The sequence below is a fragment of the Enterococcus sp. MSG3290 genome (assembly GCF_050555565.1).
GTDB lineage: Bacteria > Bacillota > Bacilli > Lactobacillales > Enterococcaceae > Enterococcus_B > Enterococcus_B faecium.
Window position 1 is genome coordinate 2,078,236 of sequence record NZ_CP187862.1, and the last position, 12,315, is coordinate 2,090,550.

12 protein-coding genes and 2 tRNA genes are annotated in these 12,315 nt (G+C 36.8%); 4 read left to right on the top strand and 10 right to left on the bottom strand.

The genetic code is table 11. From position 1 onward, the window contains the following. Window positions 1–12 precede the first annotated feature (12 nt). From IGL31_RS10015 to IGL31_RS10035, 5 genes are all read right to left on the bottom strand, one after another. Entirely contained in the window at window positions 13–1,155 is a 1,143-nt protein-coding gene (locus IGL31_RS10015) for a cysteine desulfurase family protein (protein ID WP_002294077.1), read from the bottom strand. A gap of 165 nt (window positions 1,156–1,320) precedes the next feature. Then, window positions 1,321–3,042, bottom strand: a complete 1,722-nt coding sequence (locus IGL31_RS10020) for a septation ring formation regulator EzrA (RefSeq protein ID WP_002287957.1) — start codon at window positions 3,040–3,042, stop codon at window positions 1,321–1,323. 198 nt (window positions 3,043–3,240) lie between these two features. Then, window positions 3,241–3,801 (bottom strand): haloacid dehalogenase, encoded by a 561-nt coding sequence (locus IGL31_RS10025; protein ID WP_002298858.1) that lies wholly within the window; start codon window positions 3,799–3,801, stop codon window positions 3,241–3,243. Between the two features lie 25 nt (window positions 3,802–3,826). Next, complete coding sequence (locus tag IGL31_RS10030) at window positions 3,827–4,666, bottom strand: Cof-type HAD-IIB family hydrolase (RefSeq protein WP_086300230.1); 840 nt, start codon at window positions 4,664–4,666, stop codon at window positions 3,827–3,829. A gap of 33 nt (window positions 4,667–4,699) precedes the next feature. Beyond that, window positions 4,700–5,533: a DUF72 domain-containing protein gene (locus tag IGL31_RS10035; RefSeq protein WP_002307060.1), complete on the bottom strand. Its 834-nt coding sequence runs from the start codon at window positions 5,531–5,533 to the stop codon at window positions 4,700–4,702. A gap of 231 nt (window positions 5,534–5,764) precedes the next feature. Here IGL31_RS10035 and IGL31_RS10040 point away from each other — a divergent pair, with 231 nt between their 5' ends. Then, entirely contained in the window at window positions 5,765–6,733 is a 969-nt protein-coding gene (locus IGL31_RS10040; protein WP_002298855.1) for an asparaginase, read from the top strand. Window positions 6,734–6,887: 154 nt separating this feature from the next. Here IGL31_RS10040 and IGL31_RS10045 read toward each other — a convergent pair whose 3' ends face one another. The 3 genes from IGL31_RS10045 to IGL31_RS10055 form a co-directional block, all read right to left on the bottom strand. Next, window positions 6,888–7,625 (bottom strand): acyl-ACP thioesterase domain-containing protein, encoded by a 738-nt coding sequence (locus tag IGL31_RS10045; RefSeq protein WP_002287962.1) that lies wholly within the window; start codon window positions 7,623–7,625, stop codon window positions 6,888–6,890. A 15-nt stretch (window positions 7,626–7,640) separates the two neighbouring features. After that, entirely contained in the window at window positions 7,641–8,474 is an 834-nt protein-coding gene (locus tag IGL31_RS10050; protein WP_002287963.1) for a fructosamine kinase family protein, read from the bottom strand. A 201-nt stretch (window positions 8,475–8,675) separates the two neighbouring features. Continuing rightward, window positions 8,676–10,004 carry a C1 family peptidase gene (locus IGL31_RS10055; RefSeq protein WP_002294080.1) on the bottom strand — a complete coding sequence of 443 codons (1,329 nt, stop codon included), beginning with the start codon at window positions 10,002–10,004 and terminating at the stop codon, window positions 8,676–8,678. Window positions 10,005–10,298: 294 nt separating this feature from the next. On the opposite strand from IGL31_RS10055, the gene IGL31_RS10060 reads away from it, so the two are divergent. Next, entirely contained in the window at window positions 10,299–10,463 is a 165-nt protein-coding gene (locus tag IGL31_RS10060) for a hypothetical protein (protein ID WP_002296289.1), read from the top strand. Between the two features lie 137 nt (window positions 10,464–10,600). On the opposite strand, the gene IGL31_RS10065 is transcribed toward IGL31_RS10060, so the two are convergent. After that, window positions 10,601–10,674: transfer RNA gene (locus IGL31_RS10065), tRNA-Asn, on the bottom strand. A gap of 213 nt (window positions 10,675–10,887) precedes the next feature. Here IGL31_RS10065 and IGL31_RS10070 point away from each other — a divergent pair. Both IGL31_RS10070 and IGL31_RS10075 read left to right on the top strand, forming a co-directional pair. Beyond that, window positions 10,888–10,960 (top strand) — tRNA-Thr (locus tag IGL31_RS10070). A gap of 133 nt (window positions 10,961–11,093) precedes the next feature. Further along, window positions 11,094–11,723, top strand: coding sequence for an alpha/beta fold hydrolase (locus tag IGL31_RS10075; protein ID WP_002287965.1), 630 nt, complete (start codon window positions 11,094–11,096; stop codon window positions 11,721–11,723). 114 nt (window positions 11,724–11,837) lie between these two features. Here the strand turns inward: IGL31_RS10075 and IGL31_RS10080 are convergent, their stop codons facing one another. Beyond that, complete coding sequence (locus tag IGL31_RS10080) at window positions 11,838–12,212, bottom strand: iron-sulfur cluster biosynthesis family protein (RefSeq protein ID WP_086300231.1); 375 nt, start codon at window positions 12,210–12,212, stop codon at window positions 11,838–11,840. Between the last annotated feature and the right edge of the window lie 103 nt (window positions 12,213–12,315).

The window sequence follows — 12,315 nt, forward strand, 5'->3', positions numbered from 1 at the left end:
AACACTCCTCTTTTAATTGATTGCAGAAAATTTCTTATAAAGCTGCTTGAAAATAATCATAAATTGCTCGACTTCTGCAAGCGAATTGTTTTCATCTAAGCTGATTCGAACAGCAGATGTAGCCAGATCATTTGGTACATGCATTGCGTGCAATGTACTGCTTGCCATATGTTTACGTGAGGAGCAGGCACTAGTAGTAGAAACAAATATTTGTTTTTCTTCTAAGGCATGGACGAGAACTTCGCCGCGAATTCCTTTTAGAGCAAAACATAAAATATGCGGTGCATAGTCAGTTCCTTCTGAAAAAATCGTCACTTTCTCATACGTCTTCAACGCATTGATTAGAGCTACTTTTAAGCGTTGTGTCTGCTCAGGTTTTTGTTCCTTTATCTCTAATGATAAACGTAAAGCTTTAGCCATAGCCACAATACCTGGAACATTTTCTGTCCCACTTCGCTGATTTCTTTCTTGCCCTCCACCTGTCAGTAATGGTGCTAAACGACGACCCTTTTTCCAATAAATGAAACCAGTTCCCCGTGGGCCATGGAATTTATGAGCTGAAAATGTTGCAAAATCAACTCTTTCTGTCAACCATTGCGAGAATGGTACTTTTCCAATCGCCTGAACAGCATCTACATGGAAATGAATTTTAGGAAAATCATCCAAAAGATCACTGATTTCCTGGATGGGCTGAATCGATCCTACTTCATTATTCACAGCCATAACAGAGACTAATACTGTCTCTTTTCTTATTAATTCTTTCAATTCGTCGACACGTACAAATCCGCGTTTATCCACTGGGGCGATACTTACTTCGATTCCTAATTCTTTTAATTGTTCTGCTGTCTCGCTGACGGCCGGATGTTCGACTCCTGAAATGATCATATGATTCCCATATTCTCTTTTTTCGATCATCGTTCCTTTTAATACCCAGTTATCTCCTTCTGTTCCGCCTGAAGTAAAATAGATTTCTTCTGGTTCTACATGGATCAAATCAGCGATCTGCTTTCTTGCTTGCTGCAACAACCGGTTAGCTTGATTGCCTAAATCATGCAAGCTTGATGGATTCCCAATAATCCGCTGACTGGTTTTTACATATGCATCTAAGCTTTGCGGAAAGATTGGGGTTGTTGCACTGTTATCAAAATATATCATAAGAAACCCCTCTTTTTTGAAATTCTTTTCTATTATAACGGTTGTCCAAGGTGCTTTCAAGAGCAGGTGAAATTTTCACTTGTTTCAATTTTCAAATATACAAAAAAAGACAAGAACAAGACAATAATCCGTCTTGCTCTTGCTGGTTTACTAACTTTTTTTGCTTTATACTAAGTCTGGATGATTGAAATAAAAATCTTCGATGCGTTTGAAAGCACCTGGTTCTACTCGCTCTAATGCTGTACCGATTTCGTCTAATGCTTCTTGATAGTGATATTCTTTATTGAATAAATAGTAGCTTTTATCAATTGCTTCTCTCACTTCTTCGTGTGTATGACGATAACGATTTGCATATTGGAGCATTTGCTCCGTTAATGCTGCTGCATCTACTAAATCATGTGTCTTCTTATCTAATAATTCTAGATCTTCTTCACATAGAGCAACTAAACGATTGACCTCTTCCATGTTTACTCGAATTTTATTCAAGACAACACTTAGTTCTTCAATACGGTCAGTAGCAACAAAAAAGAATTCTAGGTAATCATTCGGCAAGCCAGGCAAACGTTGTTTTTCTACAAAACGTTTCAAACTGCGCAATTTGAATTCGAATGTATCGATCTTTTCTTGCGCTTCTTTTTCGCCTTTTCTCAATTCATGTAATGAGTCGTCGATCTCTACTTGTTGCTTTTCGATATCTTCTAAGACTTTGAAGACTGTTTTATAGAACGTGCGCACTTCTGAATAAGGAATTTCGTGTTGACGGATCTGTGGAATCATCTGTTCATTTTGACGTTCCATTTCTTCCACTTCGGTTTGGAAACCTCGTACACGGCCAATTTCATTGTGGTTCAATGTATAGCTTTGAGATGTGTGATCCAGCTCAATCAATAATTGACGGTTATTCTTTGTTGTATGTTTGATATACTCTGCAATCGTTGATTGGTTAGTTTTTACATATCTCTGAGCTTCCATTTCCCGTTCTAAGATATCATATAACGAATCAATCAAATCAGCTGTTTCACGGTTTTCAAATTCGACCGTTTCAACTTCTGTTTTTTCAAGATTGGCTAATGAATTTTCAATTCTTCGACTTACTTTTGCGATATCTTCAGCAAGATCTTCTTCTGGGAATACATATTGTTCTTCCATCAATTTCTCGTAAGTATCACTGATTTCTTCAAGTTGTTCAGGGAAAGTGGTATGGAGCTCCTCATACAGCGGTGGAATTTTTTTCATCAGAGCTTCCACTTCATACGTATGTTTTTCTGCTTTATCCAAAACCTCGCGGGCTTCAACAGGGTCTCCAGAAGTGTTTAAAGTCACAAACTGCGTAAATTCTTTTTCGATCACTTTGATCTGTTTTTGCAATTCAAAAAGAGCTGGTCCGTATTCATGCTCGTCTTCTCTGACTTTTTCTTTCAGTTCTTCATAGACGTCAAGTGCCTGCTGAACAGCTAGTGAGTTGCGTTCTTCCGTTTCCCGCAATTCCTTTAGACCTTCACGGATTTCCGTCACTTGTTTCTCCATTTGGTCCATTGTAGCTTCTGCTTCAACAACTGCTTTTTTTCCTTTTAAGAACCGAAAACTTTCATTGAGGTTTTCCACTTCGAAAATTTGACTTTCTAGTTCAGCGAACGAGGAAGTAGATATGTCATTCCATTTTTGACTCCATTCACGAAAGGTATTTTGGCTTTGCCCAACCAGATGCATTTTTTTAACATCATCGACTTCTTCAATCACTGGCAAGTCAAATAATTCTTCCTTGCGTTTTTCTAAGGCATCCAATCGATCTTGGTTTTTTTTCTTCATCAAGTAACTAACCAAAAAGACGACAATGGCGACTATAATGATTGCAATGACGATTCCGATGATAACATTATTTCCCATTTATGGTTCCTCCGTTTTCAGTATGCATCTTTTATGCAACAGATGGCGTTCTGCTTGGCATAAATCCAAATAATACGTCTCTCGTGCAAAAGACATCTATTCTAGATTATAGCATACTATTTTCATGCATTCACTAACTTAAACGAAAATCTTTTGTTTTTCCATCGTATAAAGATAACAAAAATAGTGAAACTCTGATCACTCTTTTTCATTTGTGCACATGCCTATATCAGCGGATTTTTTCTTAGCAATCGCTTCTTGAATCTGACGTTGGATTTCTGCCGCGATTTTAGGTTCTGGAGCATATTCCATCTGCCAGTTTTCAGGTTTCAACACTTTATTTGTTACAGGGTCATAATGAGGTTTTCCATCTGGAAATAATTTCCCCATATTTGCCTGATGGACGATTTCGAATATTCGATCAGGCACTATTCCTAGTAATGAAAAAGAACCATAAGTAAAGTAAAGGATATCTGTCAGTGCATCTACTTGTTCAATCAGCGGATCACTTCCCCACTGTGTTTTACCAAGTATTTTTTCTTCTGCTTTATCTAATGCTTCGTGCAGCAGCATAACAGCTTCATGCAGTTGTTCTTTATTAGGTGAAGTAGCTGCAACAAATTCAACAAGTTCTTCTATTTTGAACGCAGCACGTGTATGAGCTTCATTTTCTGTAAAAGCCGTGGGTATCTCTGGTCTTCTTGGATCAAAAGTTTTGTGGAATGTTTCTACTTTTTGAAAAGGTGTCTCTGCTTCCATACTGATTTTTTCCTTCTTTCATTGACTAATAAATCAGACCGAAGTGTTTCAGTCCTTCGTATATCCCATCTTCTTCATTTGATTGAGTCACAAAGTCTGCAGCATGTTTTACTTCGATCTGAGCATTCCCCATGGCCACTCCAATTCCTACACCTTTCAGCATCTCGATATCATTGTAATGATCGCCGAATGCCATAATTTCTTCCATTTCAATTCCGACAGCATTTGCGAAAGCTTGGATGCCTAGTAATTTTGAACCACCTTTTGGGATGATATCTACAGTATACGTATTTGAACGCTGAAACGTACACTTGGGAAAGCGATGTTCTAACTTTTTCTGTTCTGACTCCGGACTGAGCAATATACATTGATAAATTGGTTCTTTTAATATCTCTAACGTTTCATAACGATCCTTTTGTCGGTGAGGGCTAAAAACCTGGAGGATTTTTTTCATCAGACGTACCGGGAATTTACGCGGTAAAAAGCTGACTAGTCGCTTGATAAAAATCGATTGTCCTAATAGCATCGTCGTTGATCCATCTAACCGATTTCTTGCACCAAAAACGATTTGTCGATGGTTCTCATCTGCAAATTCAACAATATGTTCCAATACTTTTTGTTCAAAAGGGTGGTCGATAATCGTGCGATCTGCAGTAAAAACCAGTTGACCATTATACACGACATACATATCTAATTCCAATTCATCAATGATTTCTTTGATCTTTACTGGGCTGCGCCCCGTTGCTACACCGCATAAAATGCCGTTTTTCCGAGCATATTCAATTGCTTGTTTTGTTGATTCCAACGCTTTTGAACGATTGGTGACCAATGTTCCGTCAATATCAAAAAAAATAGCTTTGATCATAGACTTCGCCCCTTTCTTGAATAAAATAAGCCCTTAAAACAGATCCATTTGGGTTGGATTGAGTCCATCTGGCTTGATATTTAATATTTTTTGCAGTGCTAATGCATTTTCAGCCGCATCACCACCAGAATTGTTATTAAAAATCACACCTACCTCTTTTGTCTTAGAATCAACTACTTTGACTTCATGTGCTAGTTCTTGCAGTTCTTTTTCTGAATAACGATATAACGTTCTTTTTTTACGCCACTCTTTATCATTTGCTTGCCATCCTTGCGCATTCCTACCATGGAATCGAAAAAGAGCAAAGTTCGGATTGGTGACAAATGGATCAAAAGGAATCGTTGTATTCAGCAACTGTGGCTCATCGATGATGGCTAAAGAAAAAGCGGCTTTAGACATAAAGTTTCTTGTACGTTCAAGAAATTCATCGCTGTACCAAGAATAATCCCGCAATTCTATAGAAACAGGATAACCCTCAAACCACTTTCTAAGTTTGCGCAAGTACTGGACATTTTCTTTCGTACATTTGAATGATGAGGGGAATTGGACTAAAAAGCAAAACATCTTCCCAGCATCTACCATCGGCGACATAACATCTAAAAAATGCGCAATCATCTCTTCTTCGGTCTGATAATAAGGCTTCCAGTCTCCTTGACCGCTGATTCCTTGATAGACTTTGACTACAAAGCGAAATGATTCAGGTACTTCATTTATCCAATTCTCAACTGAGGACTTTCGGGGAATTCCATAATAGGCAGTATCTAATTCCACTAAGGGTAGAAACCCTGCATATTCATAAAGAGTGTTATTCTTTTTACCAGTTAATTTGTCATGTTCTTTAAACGATGTTAATCCGATTCTGATCATTTCCGGCCACCTTCGTGATTGATTTCCTTGGCTGCTTTCTTGTAAAAGAAACTCAACCAGATACTCCATTGTATTAGGAGGTCAAGGTTGAGTCTTTTCCATTTTAATAAGGTCAGCTTTTTTATGATAAGTTAGGCTATTCGTTATTCTTCACTGATAGCAAAACTCTTTTATATAGTATACAATAAGATTTAACGGCTATGCAAAATTATTCGTAAGGAAGTCTGTAAAATGAAAAAAATACTTGTACTACACACCGGCGGAACGATCGCCATGAAAGAAAACATGCTCACGGGCGGTGTTAGTCCTGATGTGGCAAACCCATTATTAGATGCAGAAATCACAATCCCCAAGCATGTAGAATTATTAGTTGAAGATATCTTCAATCTTCCCTCACCACACATCATGCCTTCTCACATGTTGGTATTAAAAGAACGTATCTTGTCCGCTTATGCATCAGGTATATCCGGAGTGGTGATCACACACGGTACAGATACATTAGAAGAAACTGCTTTTTTTCTTGATACAACGATTGGCGACAAATTACCAATTGTTTTGACTGGGGCAATGCGTTCAAGTAATGAACTTGGAAGTGACGGCCTTTATAATTTTGAAAGTGCGATTCGTGTCGCAAGTTGTGAAGAAGCGCTAGATAAGGGGGTTTTGGTGGTCATGAACGATGAGATCCATTCTGCACGCTACGTGACAAAGACCCATACCACAAATGTTGCTACTTTCCGAACACCTACATTGGGTCCCATCGGCTTAGTAACTAAGAATCGAATTTTATTCTTGCAGGAACTTTTAGAAACAAAGCGACTGGACATTTCCGCTGTAGATGGGACTATCCCGATCGTTAAAGCATATGCTGGGATGCAAGGGGACTTATTGGAAGCCATCGCCCATACGAAAGTAGACGGTTTGGTAATCGAAGCTTTAGGTGCGGGGAATCTCCCTCCACAAGCCTTAGCTGCTTTGGAAAAGCTTCTTGTCCAAAAAATCCCTGTAGTACTTGTTTCTCGTTGTTTCAATGGAATCGCAGAGCCTGTTTATGATTATGAAGGCGGGGGAAAAGAACTAGAAAAAATGGGGATTATTTTCTGTAACAGTATTAATAGTCAAAAAGCACGTTTAAAACTATTGATTGCTGTAAACTATGGTTTGTCGGGTGAAGAATTGATTTCGTTTATCCAAAACTAAACATCATTATCTAATAGCTAAACTTAAAAAGAGAGGCTGTGACAAAAATAGCTTCTTCGAAAACTAAGTCGAAAATTTACAAAAATTTGAGAAACAATTTTCGTAAATTTCTTCTTATTTCTTGAAGTTGCCCCCTTCTGTCACAACCTCTTTTTTATTTATTTTTCCATATAATATTTGCTTCACAATACAGCTGTTCTTGCATTCGGATTTCATGTTTTGTTTTGACACCATTTTCGATAGGGATTTGTTCAAAATGGCTTTCGATCTCATTCCCGTACTCTACTTCTTTATCAAATCGAATAATTACTTTTTCTGGAACATGCGTAGTCAAAAAGTCATATCCTAATACGTCAATGATCCAATTAAAATACATCGCATTATTAACATGCTGATTACTATCGATATCATAAAAACGAACACGATATGGCAACATGAAGCCCGAATCAATCTTTTCAATTTTTTCCTGACGCTTGATTTTCTTGATCTTCTCACTCTCAAAAGGAGCAATGATCTCTTCATTAACACTGCTCATTTTTCGATTCACAAAATCCATCAATACGAAAACAGATTCTATTTTGACTAATTCTTTCCCATCTTCATCATGGATCCAGAAGTTCCGATAACAGAAAAACTTATTGTACTCCATGGCTTGAGTCGTTACTGAGATTACTTCACCGACTCTAGGGAGACGATTAATCTCCATGGAATAATTCGTGATGACCCAAGTAAGTCCAAAGCTATTGACGAATTCACTGCCTCTTCCCAACTGGTCGCTTTGATCTTCAGACGTTTTGATAACTACTCCTAACATCGAAGGAAATGTCATCGTTTGGTTGATGTCACACTCATAATATGAAACTTCATGCTTTTTGGTATATTTTTTTGCCAAAAACACGCCCTCCTCTTAAAAATTTTCTAGTAATTGATCTACTTGGGAACCGTAACTTTCTCCAAACATATTCAAATGTGCCAAAAGATAATATAACTGGTAAATCGGCAGTCGGTCTTTCCATCCCTTTTCTAATGGAAATATAGTTTGATAAGCATCTAAAAATTCCGGTCGGAAACCACCGAATAACTGGCTCATTGCAATATCTTGTTCCCGATTCCCATAAGAAACAGCTGGGTCGACAAAAACTGGATGCCCTTGCTGGTCAAAGAACACATTACCACTCCACAGGTCTCCGTGCAAGAGGCGTGGAGTGATCTTTTTTGGTTCAACCGATTTCAATACACGTTCTTTAAATCGCAGATACTTTTCTTGACGCTGTACATTCCATCGATTCGTTTCTTCTGCCAAAGAAATCTGGGATTCAAGCCGATCTTTAAAGAAAAAAGTCCACCAATCTTCTTCAAAAGAATTTTTCTGAACAAGTGTACCCAAATAGTTATCTTTACGAAAACCAAATTGTGGCGCTGTTTGCTGATGGAGATTAGCTAAAGCTGCAGCAAGATCTCGTTGATCCCCTTTTCCCGGCTCGATCCATTCCATTAACAAATAAGCGCCTTCACTTGTTTCACCTAGCATATACGTATCCGGTACACGTACGAATGCTGACAGTTCTTTTAATCCGTCTACTTCTGCTTCAAAAAATCCTTTTTTTACATTCGGATGGATTTTTAAAAAATAAGCACGATGTTCGGTTTTTATACGATAGGTCTGATTAACATCGCCACCAACAACTGGAATCACTTTACCATTTAATTTCAAATCAGATAAAACAGTTTGGATATCCATGACTTTCCCCCCTACTCCCAATTTTATTCTACTTCGTCATCATATTTTTAATGATAAAAGGATTATTTCCAATCCTTATCCTTTATTTAGAATTATAGCACAGGGACCATAAAAAACAGGGAATGGACTTTAAAGATAAAAAGAGCTGGCTTAAGCCAGCTCTTTTTATCTTTACTACATACTCTTCATTGAAATACTCGTCTATGCTAAAGCACCCATTGGATCCCACGGAGATAGAACAATTGGTTCTTCATTGAACGCATTTAATTGCTCTTTCGTCAATAAATCTTTTCTTACAACGATTTGGTACGTATATTCGTCCATCCAGGCATCACTCATAACAAAGAAGCCATTCTTTCCAACTTTTTCGCCCCAGCTATTTTCGACTTTCCATTTTGTTGATTGCCCGTCTACTAAGTCAACACCGGTCAATACCATCGCATGGGTCATCAGACTTTCTCCAAAATCTAAACGTTCAGCTTTAGTCATTGTAAAATCCGTATCAAATAGATCATCCATTGAATAAGCATCTAAGGCCATGATGCCACTAGTTCTAGTAGAAGATTGACCTACATCACAACCAAACCAAACAGATTCTCCTTCTTCAAGCTGAGCAATCGCTAATTTTTTGAAAGTTTCCATATCAACATTCAGATATTTGACTTCTTTCCCGCCAACGACATTTCCTAGCATCTCTACTGTATAAGAACGATTGAATGGTTTGTCTTTTGTTGGTGCATTGATCACGCTAACATAATCATCTAATTTTACACCGATGTATTTATCATAAAAAATTTGTGGTGTCAGTCCTCGGTCAAGATGATAGTTCTTTTCTTCATCGCGGTACTCAAAATCGAATTCTTTTGGAGGTGTTCCTAATGAGATAGCTAAGAAGTTATAAATGCTTTCTAGCATTTCTTCTTTCTTTTCTTCAATAGCGTCTAATGTTTCTCCTTGAGCAACCATTTTCCGTAACACTACTGCATCTTTACGCAGTAATTTGTTCAAGTAGTTATTCAAATCTCGAGAATTTGAACTATTCGCACTTTCCGGCATCACCGATTTAGGCACAACGCCATATTTTTGGAATAATGAAACGATCATATCCCATTGGCCGCCATCTTGTTGAGGAGTAGCGAGTAAGAAAGCTACTTTCCGGCTATCGATTGCCTCTTTTCCTGTTGCAATGATGTTTTCATAGAAATAATTTGCCTTTTCATATTTATCCCAGAAAAAAGTGTAATTTTGTGATAATTCAAACTCTTTTAAATGGAATTGATTCAGCATCTTATGACGGAATGTGTTCAGTGCAGCAAACATCCAGCAACGCCCCGATTGCATTTGATTAGCCACTTTCCCCGTAGCCAAATCTATAGAAAATACCGGTGTATTCTCCACATGTGCTGAAACATTTTCAGCAGAAGCAGTAATTCCGTTCTTCACAACTGCCCGCTGCAATGCCTGCTGTTTGATATTTGCTTGAAACTGTTTGTTAAATTTTGTTGTCATATCAGGCGTAATAGCTTTCATCCAATCATCCTTCCAAATCCAAGTTATACTTCGTATTTTACTCTTAAGAATTTAGAAATACAATCTCTTCTATGATGAAATTTTCATTTGAATGAGAATATACTTACAACTTCATGAAGAAAAATGTCATACGGTATACAATAGTTTTCAGATAAAAAGGAATATTTCTATGAGATAACGAAAATGGCCTGTATAATAAAGAAGAGGCCTAGAAGAACATCATACAATAAGATAGCTTTCAAAATACTCATTGAAAGAAGGAAATACTATAACGTAAGAAAGGAGATGAATAAAATGAAAAACCTGATTGCTGGCGGCTTTTTGTTTGTGGGTGGTGGCATACTTATGAATACAGATAACTTTGGGAATGTCATCCCTTTTCTTGGTGCAGCTTGTGCTTTGATTGGTGTAGGAATGCTGATTTATTTCGTATTTAGCGATGATGGGAAGTATGGTTGATTATGAGTAGCCAACTCTACTCTTTCGTAAAGATTACAACATACGTGACAAAAACAGAAAGCTTGATTCATCATAATAATAAAAGAAAAAGAAACCCAAGTGATTGGATTTCTTTTTCTTTGCATAAGCTTTATTTACTCCGGCAGTAGGACTCGAACCTACGACATCATGATTAACAGTCATGCGCTACTACCAACTGAGCTATGCCGGAATCAAGTACATGAATATAATATCAATTTCTTCTAAATAACGCAATACTTTTTTTGAATTTTTTTATTATATTATCAAAGAAACCGTTCGCATTTTTTGTTATTTTTATTTTTTCTAAAATCTGTTTTCCTATTAGAGAAACACATTTTTTCGAAAAAATTCTGTTGACAAATACATTAATATTCGTTATCCTATTATTTGTATTAATGATAATGCCGCTTTAGCTCAGCTGGTAGAGCGCTTCCATGGTAAGGAAGAGGTCGCCGGTTCAAGCCCGGCAAGTGGCTTCCTTAAACAGTGCAGCATGTTGGTTTAACAATGTGTCTGCGCTGTTTTTTTATTTTATGACATAAGAAATGAATGTTTATATTTTAATAGTACAAAGAAAGTCTATATGATAACTATAAAAAGGAGAGCAATATGAAAATTGTTTTTTTGCATGGTCTAGGCCAAGACGAACAATCATGGAAAGATGTAATCTCTTATCTACCCAATAGTTATTCTTGCAAAAGTCTTTCATTGTTCAATCATTTAAACAGCACAGACACTGCTACTTTAGACGACTTAACCAAATACATCGAAGTACAATTGAATCAGATAAAGGAACCTTTTATTTTATGTGGATTATCTTTAGGCGCTGTTATTGCTTTAAACTATCTTGCAACTCCTTCTCCATATTTAAAAAAGGTTGTTTTAGTCGCTCCACAATTTGAGTCTCCTAATCGCTTATTGCTTACTTTCCAGAATATTTATTTTTACTGCGTACCTTCTAAGATATTTGAAAAATTAGGTCTATCTAAAAAACAAACCCTTACCCTACTTCGTTCACTTGAAACATTAGACTGCAAAAAACAGCTTCGTACATCACGACTTCCTAAATTGATTTTATGTGGTACCAAAGATCATGCGAATAAACCAGCAGCAAAACGTTTATATAAACTTTCAACGAATGGCCGGCTACTCTTTATTAAAAACGGAAAACATGAATTGAATAGAGAAAAGCCAGAAATAATGGCACAAGCTATGCGATCTTTTATCGAAAATAGTTAATTTAAAAAAAGACGACAAAATGTGTCGTCTTTTTTATTTACCATGGTATGAATGTTGTCTTGTTTTTTCAATACAGCTTGATTGAGACTAGTTTTATGGACAATAGAGAGAAAGTTATTGTTTTATTCCAGAGAATTTTTCTGGTCGTAGATCTACTAATTGAACATGACTGTCTAAAGAACCACTTGGGCTTTCAAGAGTAAATACACCTAGACGTGGATCTAAAGAAAGGGTCATATGTTCATCCATGTACATTTTTGAATAATCTTTTATATAAACATCCCCAATATCACTATCTAATTGGAGTTTATAATCATTTTTTCTCTGTTCTTTATCAAGAAGAAGTAAACGAAAACTAGTATCTAAAGAGCAAACACCCATTTTAGAATATTCCCCAACGCCATCATCTAAATCCAATATAATTGTTGCGCCTTCATCAATATATTTTTGTAATCTTTCTTGTGCTTGTTCCGTAATTTTAAGATACATAACTAATACGCCCTCTTTCTTTTTCTTACAAAAGCATGCTAGCATATATTAATAAAATTATCTAAAGTCCTGCTCAAAACAAAAAGATGTAAGAAATATCTTA

Excerpts from the sequence above, each read along its gene's own strand:
- IGL31_RS10015 (WP_002294077.1), bottom strand. The coding sequence starts at position 1,155 with ATGATATATTTTGATAACAGTGCAACAACCCCAATCTTTCCGCAAAGC.
- IGL31_RS10020 (WP_002287957.1), bottom strand. The coding sequence starts at position 3,042 with ATGGGAAATAATGTTATCATCGGAATCGTCATTGCAATCATTATAGTC.
- IGL31_RS10025 (WP_002298858.1), bottom strand. The coding sequence starts at position 3,801 with ATGGAAGCAGAGACACCTTTTCAAAAAGTAGAAACATTCCACAAAACT.
- IGL31_RS10030 (WP_086300230.1), bottom strand. The coding sequence starts at position 4,666 with ATGATCAAAGCTATTTTTTTTGATATTGACGGAACATTGGTCACCAAT.
- IGL31_RS10035 (WP_002307060.1), bottom strand. The coding sequence starts at position 5,533 with ATGATCAGAATCGGATTAACATCGTTTAAAGAACATGACAAATTAACT.
- IGL31_RS10040 (WP_002298855.1), top strand. The coding sequence starts at position 5,765 with ATGAAAAAAATACTTGTACTACACACCGGCGGAACGATCGCCATGAAA.
- IGL31_RS10050 (WP_002287963.1), bottom strand. The coding sequence starts at position 8,474 with ATGGATATCCAAACTGTTTTATCTGATTTGAAATTAAATGGTAAAGTG.
- IGL31_RS10055 (WP_002294080.1), bottom strand. The coding sequence starts at position 10,004 with ATGAAAGCTATTACGCCTGATATGACAACAAAATTTAACAAACAGTTT.
- IGL31_RS10060 (WP_002296289.1), top strand. The coding sequence starts at position 10,299 with ATGAAAAACCTGATTGCTGGCGGCTTTTTGTTTGTGGGTGGTGGCATA.
- IGL31_RS10075 (WP_002287965.1), top strand. The coding sequence starts at position 11,094 with ATGAAAATTGTTTTTTTGCATGGTCTAGGCCAAGACGAACAATCATGG.
- IGL31_RS10080 (WP_086300231.1), bottom strand. The coding sequence starts at position 12,212 with ATGTATCTTAAAATTACGGAACAAGCACAAGAAAGATTACAAAAATAT.